The following is a 17,145-nucleotide window of genomic DNA, read 5'->3' as shown; positions in this document are numbered from 1 at the left end:
TCTTTTAAATAATGAAGAAGCACATTAAAATCTTGACAACTTTATTTCTTGTATTTACATCAATAATGGGATACGGACAGGATACCCCCAGATTTGACATTGTATCGTACAATGCTCCTGCCGATTGGACAAAGGATACCGGGAATAGTTTTGTTGCCTATACCTTATCGGATATTACATCAAAAGAATACGCACGGATTATCATTTTCAAAAGTCTGCCGGGTTCAGGAAATGTTAATTCTGACTTCGACATTGAATGGAAAGAGCTTGTACAACTGAACTATAGTCCTGAGAATTTTACTAATACCGGCGTATCGGATTATAAGGACGGCTGGGTTTCGAAAATAGGGGTTGCTCCTTTTAAATTTCAAAATGAAAACCATGCGGCACTATTATTAACACAGGTGAAATCAAAAACAAAAATGAGTTTTGTCTTTATCACGAATACAACAAAGTACGAGACCGTTTTCGAAGATTTTGCAAGTTCGCTGGATTTTGGTGGAGGCCAGGCAATTAAAACCCAGGAGAACAAACCTCAGCAAACTGCACCTCCGTTCAAGAATCAAACAACGGGTTCAAAATCAGAACCGGAAAATCAGCCTGCGGCTTCGCAAAGTTCAGGGTTCAATTATACAACTTCAAACTTTGATGATGGATGGGTTGCCAGCATTCAGCCGGATTGGGTGTTGGTTCAAAAAGGTGAGACGAAAGTCTACCTGTTTTTTGTACTTCCATATCAGAGTGAAAATTTTGACGGCACAGGGGTAAGGGATCGTGATTTTTACTGGGACAATCACATTGCCCCTCTTTTCAAAACAAGCTCCAAATCCTATCAGGACGGAGCGGAGTTTGTCAGTTCTATGCAGCCCAAATATGTGGAAGGTTGGGGAGTTGATCCCCAAACAGGTCAACGTCGATTTATTGGAATGTTTCTCACCGTCGCACCCAATTCGGCTATGCTGACAGTTGCCAATTCTGCTATCGAGGAAGGCCACAGGCAGAACTTCCCTAAAGCGGCTCACAATTGGGACTCCGACCTTGAAAAGATGAGCAGGTACAACAAATTTGCAATTGGTCCCAATGACCTGAATGGCACCTGGCAAAGTGGCGGCAGTCAGATGGCCCAATGGTATAACTCTGTGACAGGAGCGTATGCCGGAGCCACGTTTGCGGCTTCAAGTGCGACCTTTTCCTTTTCTGGAAACTCCTATACCAGCATCCACAATGGTGCAACAGGAGCAGTTGGAGCGATGAATGCCTTTCAACAGGAATACAAAGGAAACGCTACGACCACCAATTGGAACATCACAATGACGAATCGATACCAAGGCAAAACCCAACAGTTTGATGCCCATTTCCAAGCGGTGAGAGATGGGCGATTGCTTTACCTAAATGATCGGTCAGGAGGGGAATATACCCTTGTGAAAATCAAGTAATAGAAATTTTAGATTGCTTCAGGGACACTTTTTCAATCTAATCGTTATACATTTTCTCAAGTCATATTTTACTTATGGAATCCGGGTAAAAACCTATAATACTTTAAAAATTCAATCATTTTCTTGAAGTGATAACACCTGCCAGGTTTTCAAAACCTGGCAGGTGTTTTTTTAAAGCCATAAAAAAAAATCCTGTTCCCCATAGGAGAGAACAGGATTGAAGTAATATTATCCGACTTAATTTTTGCCCTTTCCTTTACCCTTTTGTGGATCAGCTACCCCACGGAGATCCTTCATAGGTTGGGCTTTTCCTTTAGACTGCGGCTTTTTTGGGTCTTGGACTGCAGGTACTGGTATGGGTGTTGGTTCGATGCCTAACATTCCCAATATTTGCATAATTTCATCATAACAAGCTAGAGAGTTCGCTTCGAAAATTACTCCAGTAGTCTCATTTGAATTGGAAAGTGTCACCATTAATCTCAAAATGTATCGAGGATTGTAATTTTCCATTGCAGTTCTCAAGATAATCCACCCTTCTTCCTCAATTTTCTCAATCGGGTTAGAGGGGTGATTCTGGAAGCCTAGTTCGTTAATTTTTTGACTCCGTAATTCAAGGAATTCATCTTCTGTGTCAATGATGCTTGAAGTTGTAGGTAATAAAGCTATCCTACATTCTGGGCTGGATGGATTAAATAGGACAAGATTGTCGGCAACCTGGGCAACTTCCCAATGGTCAGGAATTTGGTAGGTAAGGATTCCGAATTTACTCTGGGCGGAAAGATTTCCGGTGAGTACCAGAATCAGGCAGGCAATTGAAAGGTTTTTCATAAGGGATGGGTTTTTGGTTTCCCAATTATCCCCAATTATCCCCCACCTTACTATCCCTTAAAAGCAGGATTTTTTTAGACAAATGGTTTTCGAGTTGGGAAATATTATTCCAAAGCAGGTAGGGTATTTACTAAAATCCCCTTTTTACAGGATATCGGGTTATGTTGAGATCGATTAGCTTTCCTCAATAATTATTCTTGATCCTATTCAAACTTCCATGATATGAAAAATCTGATTTTTCTTTACTGCTATTTCAAGGCTACTCCTGCCGGTGTATCAGTACAATAGTTCCCTAAAATAATGTCAGTCAAACACCTAAATAATATCGCTCTTAAATTGAATCCACTATGAAAACACACGTGATTTCACATTCCTTGAAAATGTTTTTCATCATTTTGGCCACCTTTATGTTTACGCTCCATGCCCAGGGACAGCATAAGGATGGAAAACAAGCACCGCTAAAGGGATTGGGCTCAAAACTGAAGGAGAAAACAATTCCTGCAGTACTTGGACCGAAAGGTTCTGGAGAAAAAAATAATAATTCAAAAGAAAAACAGTCCGAAAGTGAAGAAGGGAAAGGCGAGATTGACCCCGAGGAAGTAAAATTTGACGAAGATGAGGATGATCCAGATAAAATGATGGAGAAAATGATCCGCAATCTGGGGCACGATCCTGAAAATATACAGCGGATGGCGGATAAGGCAGGTCCTGACGTCGATATGAGAACCATTCCTGAACCTGATCTGAAGGTTGTTGCAGGGATAAAGCCAACACCCCCGAGTGAATCCGAACTTCTAAATTATTTGAAAGCCTTTGACAATGGAGCCGATCAGGCCTTGAGTGACAAGGCAAGGGAACAAGTCCTCCCACACCTGAACAAAGGAAAAGAAACCAAAGGAGCAGGATACATGCTCTGGCTGACAGGGCAGCAGGAAGCCTCATCTTACCTGATGCTGAAAGCAGCCATTGCTGATCTGAAGGATGAACTTTTATTGAGCAATCTGGCATCTGTCATTACAATGGCCGGATATGCAGATAAAAGCATTCCGATTCTTGAATACCTAAAAAGTAAGAATCCTCAGAGCTCAATTGTAAACAATAATCTGGGCCAGGCATGGCTAAGTTTAGGGAGGATTGACAAAGCTAAACCCTTACTCTTACAGGCTGTAAGCGAATATGATCAACACCCCGAAGCCAACCGTAGTCTGGCGCGTATCTCTCAAAAAGAGGGCAGTACTGCTCAGGCAAAAACATATCTTGAAAATGCCCTGAAAGGTGGATTTTCTCAGGAATCCTATTTTGAACTCAGAGACTTGACTGGCAGTAGAAGTGATGGTATGATAGAAAGCATCAAGATTAACCATAAACGATATTTGAAAGAAATTGCGATCACCAAACGGTTTACCATGCCATCCGTACCGGTTTCCCTAGAAGCGGCGATAACAAGGGAAGGGGAGATTGAGGATTTTTTCCAAGGGATAAAACTAACCAACGAGGATATTTTCAGGAGAGTACCTCCATCAGAGGATAAACTCTTTTTGAACCACCAAAAAGTTACGGGACAAATGGCTGCGAATAACCGTAATATGACCAGTATGGAGGATGTTCAAAAACAATATAGTCTTGCTGCTCAAATCTGGAATCCATTCAAAATACAGGCACAGGAGGTGCTGATGGCAGAATTGGACGACTCTTATGCCAGCAGTTTTAATAAAAGGATAAACAAGCTAATCCAATCTAGGGAAGGACAAATGAAAGCATTGGAGGAGGCTTTTGCTGTTGATTATAGAAAGCTTGAGGAAATGGAAAAACGATTGTCAAAAATGGAAACCGGTGAAGGGGAAAGTCCCGAAGTTCAGACCCTTGAAAGACAAATTTGTCTGCTTAGAAAAAAACTATTTGAATTATCTGTGGAGAAAAGTGCTGACATTAACAATGCTTTTGTGCATGAAATGGAATCGCTGGCTTTTCAGCAGTTGCAGGAACAAACTTACTGGTACACGCTCTATCACCTTCCCCAAGACCCCACAGGTCTAGCCTACAGATTGTATGCCGATTACCTTAAAACACTTTCGGGATTGAAGGCCTACTATCCATATCCGGTCCCACCACTTTATACCGGTAATGGCTGCGAAGTAAAACTTCCGGACCTGATAACTGCGAACGGAAAAATGACGAAATGGGAGGATACCCATTGTATCACCCATTGGGATCTAGATTTACACTTTGTCAAGAGCAAGTTTACCTGCAGAGAGGCAACCATTGGTGCCAAGGTTTATGGTGTCGAATTTGGAGGAGGCCAGAAATATGATCCTTCCACTTTGGAGACCGTGGAACATTCGGTCTATTTCGGAGGGAAAATCGGGAAGAGAAATGAGGACGTTGGGAAAGCCCTTTCTGTACAGGCTGGCGCTGGGTTAGTGACCACCATAAAATTTGATGGTAATTGGGACATTAAAGATATAGTTGTAAAAGGAACGATTGGAGCAGAACTTGGGTTGAAAGTTCCTAAATCAACCGACCCCAACGATAGTGGATTGGATATCCGTCAGGCTGCCTCTATCGGGATATCGGAGAGTTATGAGATATCCATCGTAAGTGGGTTCAAAGGGGCTGGGTCCAAGGTGTCAACCGTGGGGAATATTTTTAATCGGTTGTAATTAAAACCTATCGCTCCGGGATATTTCACGATGAAGATTGATCAATAAAGATTTTCAAGAATTTAAAATACTTTTAGCCCAAAGCGCTTTGCTTAAAATATCCTGTTTTTACAGGATATTTTGGCTTTTGCTTAATTTCTATGTTTGGTAAAGCTTCACTAGATATCAGCTTATAGAAAAAAATCGGTCAATTTACTATATACAATCATGGTCAAAATTAAATGGATATTCACTTTGGTTACACTGTTCTTTGGGAACCATATATCGGGACAGCATCTTGAAAAATATGATGGGGTAACTTACAGCCCGCCTGTCGGTTGGTCAAGGATTGAGGGTCTTGGATATTTGGAATTTACCAAGGGTAATTCATCATCTGGAGAATTTGGCAAGATTTTGCTTTACAAAGTAAAACCTTCTTCTGGATCTCTTGACAATGATTTTGAAGAAGACTGGCGAATTTTAATTGTACCGGAGTATCAGCCCAGAGAACCTATGGATTCCTCCAAAACATCCTTTAAGTCCAAATGGAATGCTATGATTGGAGCTGTTTCAATTTTTTATCAAAACCAAAATCAGGCGGTGGTCTTGGTCACTATTTCGAATGGTCAACGAAAAATCAGTTATGTGTTCGTAAGTAACACCTCCACATTCGAAAGGGAATTGGAAGAATTTGGGAGTTCTTTGGAGTTTGGATCTCCGACCTCTCAACCTGCAATTTTAGCCCAACCTTTGATACATATTCCATGCGCTCCGGTGCAGCTAAATCAAAGGTTTACTGATATGGATATATTGAAATAATTGGAGGATAAAGATCAAGAAGGAAAGAAAAAATTACCGGTTTAAAAATAGTGGGTTATGGATTCGAGACTTAGCTTATGGAAAAGCAGAAGAATTAAATGCCTATTTGCATCCTTCTTTTTTTCCACTTGGGGGAGTATTTCTTATTCCCAATCACCCTGCAATGTGAGTGAGTTGGTTCCTGTTTGGTCACGATTGGAAGATTCCCGTAATTTTTATGGGCCACATTACGAACCGGGGCCAATGAAATACCTGAACGCATCGTATGACCAGAAAAAAATGACACCTAACCTAAATGTTGGTGTAGAATGGATGAAGGGATATTTTGAAGGTGTCAGGGGTTCCAAAGCAGTGGAATACTATTTCAGGTATGAAAAAGGTTTTACCCACGATGAAATGCTCCGAACAGATGAATGGTTTCATTCAACAGGTATTATCAGTTATTCTACCGTCAAATTCATAAGTAGTTATGGGCATTGTTCGGGGTCTCGAATGGGGCAACTTGATGGACCTTCCTATGTTGAGATTTTTTTAAACAGATTCAATCAATTGGCCCAACCCTTTTTTGATTTTGAAACAGATCCTTTAGAGCCTTATAAAATTAATGGTAAACCGGTATTCAAAATTCCAACGCTAACCAAACGTCAAGGCAGGGTTGATTATTACCAATATCCCGGTCCTGCACCGGATTATGTTGTCAATTATTCAAAGTGGGATTTTTTGGATGCTTTTTTAATCCGAAATAGCGATAAACCACTGTTTATTCCTTTTACCAGAAAGGAATTTCTTGAGTTTAAATTGACCGAGTTAGAACAGGTATATCAAAAGCAAAGGCAAGCGATTGTTGAACGTACCCAAGTCCACCCCCCTGAGGAATTTGATCGAGAGTTGGAGGAGCGCATCCAAGAGATCAAAAAACTCACTGCTGAAGGAGCTTGGGGATATTCCAAAGAAAACATGGAAAACCGAATCCGGTTAGCTGAAGAAAATACTACGCTCAAAAAGAAAGAGTAGCTTACAAAAATTCAGGATAAACTTGATGCACTTGAAAAAGATTACCTAGAATCCCTGGAGATAGTCAGGGAGTATTTAACTACACAGCCTGACTCAATTTTGAAGAAGTCTTTCCCAGAAATGCATCAAGGAATCAGCGGAGCCTTGACAATGAGAGCCATGCTTGAGAATTTTGATCCGGATTATCGGGGCAGGGGATGGGGAAATAATACCCTAATGGTCTACATCAATCCGGAATATTTTGACACCAAGATTCCATTGGATGTGCCTCAATTGATTACTGTGGAATTCGTCAACTTGGAAGGTATACATAAGCATCTCAATGAGGTAGTGGATAGAATTAACCAAATGATGGACTTCAAAGCTTTGCAGGCTCTTTTTCCAAATTAAAACCCAAGATCCACGAGTTGCTTTCATCACAAATCCCCCGCCTTTTGTCATCTTCACTTTCAGTTTTTTTTCAGTTTGAAAAGAAATTGAGATTTGCTTATAGATCCCGGGGCCCCTGTTCAAACTTGGGAGCAGACAGAAAAGGCGGTCCATCCAAATTTAATTGATAATACCCATTTGAATTCAGGTTTTTTTTCAGTAAAATTATTTAATTAAATCAGAGCTTTAACCCAATGGAAACCAGCAAGATTCCGCACTTGTTATCTGAAAATCTGTTCACCCAAAAAATTGCCGGAGTATTCAAAAGATACCCCAACCAAATAAATAATCTCTTGGAATCAGATGGGGAAATTATTCGTTTGAGAGAACATCCTCCTGGATACATTGTGATTAAAGTTGACGGAATTTATGAGGAAATAAGACATAAACTTTATATTGACCCAAGGCTAATTGGATGGATGGCTGTCACGGTAACTCTAAGTGATATGGCAGCTACAGGTTCAGACCCTATTGGTATTTTGCTATCATTACAGCTTGTCAAATCATTAAATAGTGGATGGATTGAAGAGATGCAGGGAGGAATTAATGAGGCTTGTGAAGCTTACGGGGTCTTTGTTTTGGGCGGTGATACTAATTTTGATGAGCTTTTTTCAATCTCAACCATGGCTATATCCTCTCTTCAAGAAAAAGTGCCCTTGATGCGGAAAACCATCATGGAAGGAGATCTTCTATTTTCAACCCATCCCTTGGGTTTGGGAAATGCTTATGCATACAGCAAATATTTTGATGACAGTATTGAAGTTTCCTATTGGCCTGAAGCAAGGTTGAAGGAGAGTAAAGTCATCAAAGAATTCGCAACAGCGTGTATTGATACAAGTGACGGGTTTTTCCCGGCAGTTTCAAATCTAATGGATTTGAATCAACTCGGGCTTAAAATGGAAAGGAATTTTGAGGAAATTGCACATGCAGCCGTTAGGGAGGTTCAAAAAAACAATTCTGTGCCAACTTGGATTTTTCTTGCAGGTCCGCATGGAGAATATGAGCTGTTATTTACCATCCCGAGCCGTAAGAAAGAAAAGTTTTTGAAAGCTTGTTCAACAGCCAATTGGGAACCGGTTTTTTTGGGGGTATTTAATTCAGGAAATCAGATCGAATTTAGAACTGATGGATTAAAAATCAAATGCCGACCTTCAGAAGTTGGGAATTTATTTGACGAAGAGGGTGGAGATATTCAGTTATACTTTCAATCGCTTTTAAAATTGCATCAAGAATGGTTAAAATAAAATAATATGGAGCCAACTCATGAAGATCTTAAAAGCATGCAGACACTTTTGGCCCACCAGAAACTGAGTGAAAGGGCCAAAACTTTCAAAGAATTTTCAAGTACACAATCATTTTCATATATGCGGAAGATTGTGTCCAAAACAGACAGAGAAGTGTCAGTTGAGGATCCCATAACAGGAAAAATCCAGCAAATGCTCATGTTTGCTTCCAATAACTACCTAGGCCTTGCCACCCATCCTAAAATATCCGAGTATGTAAAGGCATGCATGGATAAATATGGAGTAGGAATAGGTGGGCCCCCATTGCTGAATGGATATTTAAAACTTACCGAGGAATTGGAAGATAGACTGGCTTCTTTTAAGTCCAAACCTTCGGCAATGGTTTTTTCTTCGGGTTTTTTGGCCAATCTGGCAGTGGTTAGTGGAGTTGCCTCGGGAGATGATGTGGTGATTTTTGACCAATTAAGTCATGCTTCTCTATTTGATGCATTAAAACTTACAAAATCTCCTCATCAGGTTTTTCCTCACAATGACATGATATCTTTGGAAAGACTTTTAGAAAAGTATCAATCTATAGGGAAAAGAAATATATATGTCTGTGTAGAAGGGGTTTATTCTATGGATGGTGATATTTCGCCTTTGCCACAGATTGTAAGTCTTTGTAAGACTTATGGAGCATTGTTGATATTGGATGATGCCCATGGAGCGGGGGTTTTGGGAGAGAACGGGAAAGGTACAGCCTCCCATTTCAACGTTGAGGACGAAATTGATATTGAGATGGGTACTTTTAGTAAAGTATTTGCAACATGCGGGGGATATATAGCTTCCTCAGAAGATATCATCAATTATTTGAGATTTAATTCGAGACAATATATTTTCTCCGCATCTATTCCTCCGGTAGTAATGGCCACTGTTTTAGGAGGCTTGAAAATACTTGAAGATGAACCATGGCTTAGAATTAGTTTGGGGGAAAACATGAAGTACGCAATTGAAAAATTAGGGAACTTTGAATTTTGTGCCAAACCGGAAGGAGGAATCGTCACACTAAGGATTCCCGAGGGAATGAATATCCGGGCCGCTTCTTATCTGCTTCACCACAAAAATATTTTTATTAATCCTATAGAATTCCCTGCAGTTCCTCTTCACCATGAAAGGTTCCGGATCAGCTTTATGTCCCACCATACCAAAGAAGACATTGATAAATTGGCTACAGCTTTAGAGGAGGTTTGGAATGATTCAAAGGCTTTTATTTTTTGATAATGATCTACTATAGCCATATCAATGAAGATAGCGAGCCTGAAAGAAATTGGCTTTCAAAGTTTTCCAAATCCTCTTTGGTAGTGGTGGTTGGGAGTGGGGAAAGGGTCATAGCATTAATGGATAATCCAAGTGTTGTAGAATTAAATCTCGTAGATATCAATTTGGAGGCAATTTTTCTTTTCCAGTTAAAAATCCAGGCACTTCAAATTCTTGAAGTGGAGGACTACCTGAAATTTATCGGTCACTTTGAGTCTGAGAAACAATTTAGGAAATCCTGTTATCGTAAGATTGAAAACAAGCTTCCTGATGACTGTTCAAATTACTGGAACCAAAGACTTTCTTCAATAGAAAAGGGAATTTTATATGTGGGTCATTTTGAAAGTTTTTTGGATCGCATTCGCCCTTTACTTTTATTTTTTTTAGGAAATGGGTTTTTGAAGATTTTCGAAGGCAAGTCAATAGAAAAATATTCATTCTCCGCATTGAAATGGGAGGTATTGTCCTATTTTTTTTCAAAAAAATGGGTTTACCGATTACTGGGAAATAAAGATTCCGCTTTTATTGGCAGGGAATCGGTCGTTGGTTACATACCGGAAACCATTGCTAAGAATATTTACCAAGGAAAGGCGGACTCCAATTTTATGATGCACTTAATTTTCAAAGGACACTTAAGGGATATGGATATGAGGCATCTGCCGGAATCCTTACAAGAAAATATCCTACAAGAAGTTAAGAACAGGATTCTCAACAAAAATTTAAAGATCAAATACATACACGGAGATTTACTTGAATTTGCGAACCAAAACAAAGGTGATAGTTTCTTTTCCTGTTCAGATATTTTAAGCTTTGAAAATTCTGATTATTTATTCAGGTTATTAGACGCTATTTCAAAAGGAGAGGAAAACCTGATAGTTTTCAGAAGTTTTATTGCCAATCGTTTAACTGGGACAGATACTAATACTATTCAGGACAAATATGGAGATGTGTACGTGGCCGATGATCTTGAATCGACAGGTATGTATCAGGTCTGTGCAGTAATCCCAAGATCCTCCCCAGCTATGAATCTTGATAAACCTTAAAACCAATGAAATATAAAATCATCGGATATGAATCCATGTACGACAGGGAAATTGAATTCTTGGAAAAATCAATCGTGCAAGGTAAAGCCATTCAACTGGAGATTGTCAAGGAACATTTTCTCTCCAGAGCTAAGCCATTCAGGGAATTTATAGCTTCATTAGCAATCAATGAACAAGGTAAGGTTGTCGGGACAAGTATTGGTGCCAAAACCAAAATAAAAATCAATGAAAAAATCTATGATACCTCAGTTGGGTTTGATGTAAAAGTTTCGAAAGAAGACAGAAATAGGGGAGTAGGAAGATTACTGACAAAGGATGGGAAAACGCAAATATTGAAGCAGTATGGCATAGATAAAAATTTCGTCACTTTAAAAAAATCCAATTCTGCCGTAATTAAATTGACTCTTGCAGCCATCAAAAAAACATTCTTATACGAATTTATTTATTTGACCATTCCGGTAAAACAAAAGATTATTATTCCTAATGAATTAAATCATGCCAATCAACTATTTTCTGTCTATTTATTTGATCGGGAAGAAGTGGTTAATTCTCTCTTTTTTCGGACAAAAAGTGGTTTGGCATATTTTCAAACACAGAAATTGTACAAATTAAAGATTAAAAAAATCCATTGGCTTTATAAATTGGGTTTAAGGATTTATAGCATGGTTTTTCCCAAAAAATCCACATTTTTCCCAGTTGAGAATAAAGCTTTTGGTTTTGCTACTTTGTATAATTATAGCCCTCAAAATATTCGAAACATCAATGAAATTTTGGAACGGGTGTCAGCAATTGGAATAGATTATTTACAGGTTTGTTGTCGAAAAGATGATTTTCTTTATCCGTTGATGAAACCGTACGCAATCAGTACTTATCCATATTATATTCTTTCAGATTTCCCGTTGGTCGAAACTGATTCAGTGGGGATTGATGTGAGATGTTTATAATCACTATGGGAAAATGGATTAAAAAATATAGCCTTGCAATCATTGGATTGGTCTTTGGTTTAAGTGCCTATAGTTTATTTCTTTTGCCAAAACTGAAAATAGATTCAAGTTTCGATCAATTCTTCCCCACCGGACATCCAAGCCTTTCTTTTTACAGGGATTTCGTTGAAGAAATGGGGACAGCGGATAATTCCATGATAATTGCCATTAAGAATCAACCTAGCATTTTTGATTCTGTTTTTTTAAAGCGGGTGGAAATATTCCTGGTAGAGATGGATAGTTTGCCCGAAATAAAATCGGTCAGCTCAATCCTTTCCATCAAAAAATACAATCAGGTATTACCGGGAAAAGTATCAAGCCGGCCATATATCCAGGTATCGCATCCTGAAAGATTTGCCAGGGACAGTGTTTTGATTTTTTCTGACTTTCTATTCAATCAGCATTTCATTTCTGAGGATGCCTCAGTACTCAAATTCCCTGTCCAACTTGTTGATTCACTTTCTCTGGATAGATTTGACAATCTATTGAATAAAATCGACCAATTGGGCCAAGAAGTGGGCTTTGGGAAAATCCATATGATGGGCAGGAAGTATATGGAATCAGAATTCCAAAAGCTTACAAAAAAGGAAATGAAAACTGCTTTGGTTTTAAGTTTCGGGGTTATCATCCTGGCTTTATACCTAATCCACAGAACCTTGATGGGAGTTATTGTTCCGATAACCTGCATTCTCCTTTCACTATTGATGCTGTATGGCTACCTGAGTTTTTTTGGACGCCCTTTGACCATCATGTCCAATCTTTTCCCCACTATTGTTTTGATCGTAGGTATTTCCGATATCATTCATATATGCACTAAATTTTCTATTGACGGTAAAACAATCCACAATCCTATCCTTGCCATGGATAGGACTTTAAAGGAAATAGGTTTGATAACTTTAATAAATTCTCTTACCACCGCTGCTGGATTTTTAATGTTGCTGACCATGAGTATGCAGGCGCTTAGGACATTTGGGGTGGATGCTACGGTTGGTCTTGCATTTGCATGGATGAATTCAATTTTTCTATTGCCTGCCTTCATTCTTTTTTTTAATCTGGAATCCTCGTTTATTAAACCGGTTCAGTCAAAAAAATTCCGGAAACCTCTTCATATTTTGGTTGATTTCACATTAAATTATCCAAAGCAAATTATTTTGGTTTTCAGTCTAATCGTAATGTTTTCTCTTTTGGGAATGTGGAAGATCAACACCAACAACATGATGCTTACCAACCTTCCAGAGCATAATAGATTATATGAAGATTTCGTTTTTTTCGACCAAGAACTTGGGGGAGGGAGGTCTGTGGAACTTTCATTAAAAGCGAAGACTGGAAAGAATTTTTTTGATGATGAAATACTTCAATCAGTTTCAGAAATCGAGCACTTCCTTGAAAAAGAAGTAGGTGTCAGCCAAATCGTTGGACCGGCAGTATATTCAAAATGGCTACATCTTATTGTGGACAGAAATTCCAATTGGAGTCTTCCCTCGGAAGATGATATAAGTTTGATAAAGTTATATTCCCAATCAAGCGGTACCGCTTTACCGGTTAAAATTATAAGCAAATCAGGTAGCACCGCTCGCATATATGGAAGGATTAAAGACTTGGGTAGAAAAAAAGCTGAAGCCATGGAAGAATCTTTTGAACTTTGGAAATCCTCGGTTCCTGGAATGGAAGAGATTGAAATTGTTTTTACAGGAATAGATCACCTCACAGATATTGGCCATCAGTTGAGAATTGATAATATGTATATAAGTTTTATCATGCTGGTAATTGTGGTTTCTGTAATTACAGGAATTTTATACAAATCATGGAAGCTGATTTTGGTAGCCTTGATTGCGAATTTAATCCCTGTTCTGGTAGTAGGGGGCGTATTAGGTTTTACAGGTATTGAAATGAGAGGAACTACTACGATTATTTTTACTGTCGGATTTGTAATCGCCGTTGACGATACTTTGCATTTTCTTCACAGGTATAAACTGGAAATAAAAAATGGGCTTTCTCTACAAGAAGCGATCAATAAAACGATTCTTGAAACTGGAATTGCCATGACCATGACTTCTTTAATTCTTTTGGGAGGTTTTATGGTTTTGTTATTCTCCTCTTTTGGGGATATATATTACCATGGATTTCTTGTGAGCATAGTGATCCTTGTTGCAATTATTACGGATTTGGTATTGACTCCCGTTTTGATAAGTTCCTTTTTTAAAAATGAATTGGATAAAATCAAAAAGGTCTGAAATGGATAAGCCAATTATAGTCATCAATCCTAGATCTCATCAAGGGACTGCATTTAAAAGATGGTTGTCTATCAAGCAAGGACTTATTCATCATTTACCTGATGGCTTTGAGGAAGCGGTTATTGAAAATGATAAGACTTTGGATGAAATACTTGGTGTCAGAATAGCAAAATCCTCGGAGCTGATTATCATTGTAGCCGGGGGAGATGGTTCCATTAACTATCTGATCAATTATTTGATTAAATATCACAAATCTCATCTACAAAAATTAGCTATCGGGGGGATAGGTTTGGGTTCTAGTAATGATTTTCACAAACCTGCCTTAAAAATCATCAAAGGAATTCCTTTGATGATTGACCTTGAAAAGCCCTGGGTTAAGCATGACATTGGAGTCGCTAAATATGTTGGGGAAAATGGAATTTCTCTGGAAAAATATTTTGTTATAAATGCAAGCATTGGAGTTACCGCACAGGCCAATTGGAACTTCAACAATCCCAGTGCATTATTGAAATTTTTTAAATCAAATTCCAGCAGTTTAGCAATTTTTTATACTGCAATTTCAACAATCCTGAAACACAAAAATATAACTGTTCAAATCGAATATAATGATGAAAAGTTTGAATCAGAGCTGTCAAATTTGAATTTGCTCAAAATTCCTTTTATCTCAGGAAATTTCCGTTATCCCCAAAGTGTTCCATCAGACAATGGGTTTTTTGGTTTGAATTTTTCACATCACATGGGTACCTTAGACTTGATCAAACTTATGTTTGACTTAGGAAAAGGTGTCTTTGATGTTGATGAAAAAAAAATTTCAGATTATACTGATCGGTTAAAAGTAACTTCAAAAGAATCCTTTGTCTTGGAGTTTGACGGAGAAACTGACAAATGCCATTCAGTGGAAATCGAAATTGTTCCCAAAGCCATAAATTTATTAGCTAAATAATCTGAGCAAATGCAGTCAAAGAAACTTAGGATTACAAGTTTACAATTTTTTAAATTTTATGGAATCCAGATGAGGCCATATTTGCTTTTTGTTTCAGGAATTGCAGGTGCAACCGGGATGATAATGACCGGAACTGTTGATAAAAATTCATGGCAATTATTATTGGCTTTTCTTCCTTTTTTTCTTGGATATGGCTTCGGGCAGGCTTTGACTGACTGTTTTCAAACGGATACAGATAAGTTATCCGCACCATACAGGCCTTTATCAAAAGGATTGATTTCAATTAAACAAACCCTTATTGTAAGTATCGTTGGTTTAGGCATGTGCGCACTGATATTTTTTTTCATGAGTTATATCAGTTTTCTTTTGGCCTTATTGACAGTTTTTGGCTTGGCCACCTATACGTATTTTAAAAAGAAATATTGGTTCATAGGTCCATTTTATAATGCTTGGATAGTAGCCCTTTTGCCTGTGATGGGTTATTTCGCAATAAGTTCTTCTGGTTTATGGGAGTTTCCTAGAAGTTTCTATCCTTTTGTTTTGATTACTTTTTTATCCTATTCAAATTTTGTGTTGATCGGATATCTTAAAGATATTGAGGCAGACAGGGAAACTGGATATAGGACATTCCCTGTTTTGTTTGGATGGCAGAAGACTTTGTGGGTGGGAAATGGGATTTGGGCAATCACTTTAATTTTATTTTGGGCGATTGGGGGGAAAAATTTTCCTGAAATTTTAGCTGGGATTTTATTTACAATTATAGTGGTGATAGGCCAGTTTAAAGGTCATTTATCAAAAAATACCGAACCTGAATCAGCTACTTTTTCAATTGTTTCTACGCTTAGAGGCTTCATCTTAATCCATATGGCACTGATACTTCATTTTCTGCCAGACTGGTGGATTAGTTTGTTAGGATATTATTTTTTATTTGAAATGGCGCTCTTCTTTAGACCTTCTGCAAGTCAGGTATGATTTTTAAAAATTTTCAATACTGAGCTTTCCAGACCACATCCCTTGCTTGGACTAGATTATCATGGTGGAAATTTGTGTATTTTAAAGCTGCCCGAGATTCCTTCACTTTCCTGTCTGTTGAATCTCTCTTGCATCTTGGAATAATCAACCTTTATTTTTCTTTTCAGAAATTTTCAAAAAATTATCTTCCTGTTGGTTACATTCGCTTTTTCATTATAATCAGTTCCCACACCTATGCCGCGTCTTACCAGTTCCCGAATTGTTTCAGGTTTTATGTTGACCATCTTGGCGGCTGTCTTCTGGGGAATTTCAGGAACCTGTGCCCAATATCTTTTTGAACATAAGCTGATTGACCCGGCATGGTTGGTTTCCTGGAGGATGCTTTTGGCAGGAGGGATTTTGATGCTTTTTGCCATTTTCAGAAAAAATTCAGATGCATTTCAAATCTGGAGAAAACCCTGGGATGCGGTTCAGCTTATGCTTTTCAGTATTTTTGGTATGGGAGCTGTTCAGTTTTCCTATTTTTATAGCATCAGTTTTTCCAATGCTGCCACAGCCACGGTATTACAATATATAGGTCCGGTTTTCGTGGTGGGATATTATGCCATTAAAAACAGAAGATGGCCGATTTTGGTAGAATATGGGGCACTGATATTGGCATTGACAGGTACATTTTTATTGGTAACCCACGGCAGTTTCCACCAATTGGTGATTTCTGAAAAAGCTGTTTTTTGGGGAATTTTATCAGCGGTTTCTTTGGCTTTTTATACCATTTTTCCTGTTCAACTGCTTCAAAGATATTCCCCTGTAACGGTGACAGGCTGGGCCATGATGATCGGCGGGCTGTTGATTTCTCTATACAGCAAACCTTGGGAAGTCAGTGGCACCTGGAATTTAGGTACATGGCTGTCTTTTGCTTTCATCATTATTTTCGGTACGGTGATCGCATTCACTATTTTTCTTTCCTCACTTAATATCATCGGGGCACAGACCGCTAGCCTGCTTTGTTCAGTAGAACCTTTGTCTGCGACCTTGGCAGCAGTTTTTTGGTTAAATGTTGCTTTTCTGGAAATGGATTGGCTGGGGACATTTCTCATTCTGATAACCGTGGCTTTGTTGACTTTGTCAAAAAAACCTGAAGATAAACAACAAAGTGAATCCGATATCAGAAAAGAGCCCGCATCTTGAATTGCTGTTGGTGGCAATAGTGTGAGTCGTTTTTTGACACAGATTTATCAATGATGTTACCTGAGAGTACACAGTCC

At 38.5% G+C, this 17,145-nt stretch carries 14 protein-coding genes; 13 read left to right on the top strand and 1 reads right to left on the bottom strand.

What is annotated here, in order from left to right; all coding sequences use genetic code 11:
* Window positions 1-11: 11 nt before the first annotated feature.
* Window positions 12-1,436 (top strand): hypothetical protein, encoded by a 1,425-nt coding sequence (locus tag ACEW8O_RS23930; RefSeq protein ID WP_373497151.1) that lies wholly within the window; start codon window positions 12-14, stop codon window positions 1,434-1,436.
* 237 nt (window positions 1,437-1,673) lie between these two features.
* Here ACEW8O_RS23930 and ACEW8O_RS23925 read toward each other — a convergent pair whose 3' ends face one another.
* Window positions 1,674-2,264, bottom strand: coding sequence for a hypothetical protein (locus ACEW8O_RS23925; RefSeq protein WP_373497150.1), 591 nt, complete (start codon window positions 2,262-2,264; stop codon window positions 1,674-1,676).
* A gap of 347 nt (window positions 2,265-2,611) precedes the next feature.
* Here ACEW8O_RS23925 and ACEW8O_RS23920 point away from each other — a divergent pair, with 347 nt between their 5' ends.
* The 12 genes from ACEW8O_RS23920 to ACEW8O_RS23865 all read left to right on the top strand — a co-directional run bounded on the left by ACEW8O_RS23920 (window position 2,612) and on the right by ACEW8O_RS23865 (window position 17,068).
* Window positions 2,612-4,924: a tetratricopeptide repeat protein gene (locus tag ACEW8O_RS23920; RefSeq protein ID WP_373497149.1), complete on the top strand. Its 2,313-nt coding sequence runs from the start codon at window positions 2,612-2,614 to the stop codon at window positions 4,922-4,924.
* A 207-nt stretch (window positions 4,925-5,131) separates the two neighbouring features.
* A complete protein-coding gene (locus ACEW8O_RS23915) occupies window positions 5,132-5,722 on the top strand; it encodes a hypothetical protein (protein ID WP_373497148.1) in 591 nt (196 codons plus the stop codon).
* Between the two features lie 57 nt (window positions 5,723-5,779).
* Window positions 5,780-6,736 carry a hypothetical protein gene (locus tag ACEW8O_RS23910; protein ID WP_373497147.1) on the top strand — a complete coding sequence of 319 codons (957 nt, stop codon included), beginning with the start codon at window positions 5,780-5,782 and terminating at the stop codon, window positions 6,734-6,736.
* Window positions 6,737-6,835: 99 nt separating this feature from the next.
* Window positions 6,836-7,126, top strand: coding sequence for a hypothetical protein (locus tag ACEW8O_RS23905; protein WP_373497146.1), 291 nt, complete (start codon window positions 6,836-6,838; stop codon window positions 7,124-7,126).
* A gap of 233 nt (window positions 7,127-7,359) precedes the next feature.
* Window positions 7,360-8,409: a thiamine-monophosphate kinase gene (locus ACEW8O_RS23900; protein WP_373497145.1), complete on the top strand. Its 1,050-nt coding sequence runs from the start codon at window positions 7,360-7,362 to the stop codon at window positions 8,407-8,409.
* Window positions 8,410-8,415: 6 nt separating this feature from the next.
* Entirely contained in the window at window positions 8,416-9,666 is a 1,251-nt protein-coding gene (locus ACEW8O_RS23895; protein WP_373497144.1) for an aminotransferase class I/II-fold pyridoxal phosphate-dependent enzyme, read from the top strand.
* Between the two features lie 2 nt (window positions 9,667-9,668).
* Window positions 9,669-10,748: a DUF3419 family protein gene (locus ACEW8O_RS23890; RefSeq protein ID WP_373497143.1), complete on the top strand. Its 1,080-nt coding sequence runs from the start codon at window positions 9,669-9,671 to the stop codon at window positions 10,746-10,748.
* 5 nt (window positions 10,749-10,753) lie between these two features.
* Window positions 10,754-11,692: a hypothetical protein gene (locus ACEW8O_RS23885; protein ID WP_373497142.1), complete on the top strand. Its 939-nt coding sequence runs from the start codon at window positions 10,754-10,756 to the stop codon at window positions 11,690-11,692.
* A 5-nt stretch (window positions 11,693-11,697) separates the two neighbouring features.
* Window positions 11,698-13,965, top strand: coding sequence for an RND family transporter (locus ACEW8O_RS23880; protein WP_373497141.1), 2,268 nt, complete (start codon window positions 11,698-11,700; stop codon window positions 13,963-13,965).
* A gap of 1 nt (window position 13,966) precedes the next feature.
* Window positions 13,967-14,908, top strand: a complete 942-nt coding sequence (locus ACEW8O_RS23875; RefSeq protein WP_373497140.1) for a diacylglycerol kinase family protein — start codon at window positions 13,967-13,969, stop codon at window positions 14,906-14,908.
* Window positions 14,909-14,917: 9 nt separating this feature from the next.
* Window positions 14,918-15,880, top strand: a complete 963-nt coding sequence (locus tag ACEW8O_RS23870; protein WP_373497139.1) for a UbiA family prenyltransferase — start codon at window positions 14,918-14,920, stop codon at window positions 15,878-15,880.
* A 234-nt stretch (window positions 15,881-16,114) separates the two neighbouring features.
* A complete protein-coding gene (locus ACEW8O_RS23865; protein ID WP_373497138.1) occupies window positions 16,115-17,068 on the top strand; it encodes a DMT family transporter in 954 nt (317 codons plus the stop codon).
* Window positions 17,069-17,145: the final 77 nt, after the last annotated feature.

The organism is Aquiflexum sp. (genome assembly GCF_041749095.1).
Classification (GTDB): Bacteria; Bacteroidota; Bacteroidia; order Cytophagales; family Cyclobacteriaceae; genus Aquiflexum.
Note: the sequence above shows the minus strand (reverse complement) of the source record. Positions and strands in the feature narration are given on the sequence as shown.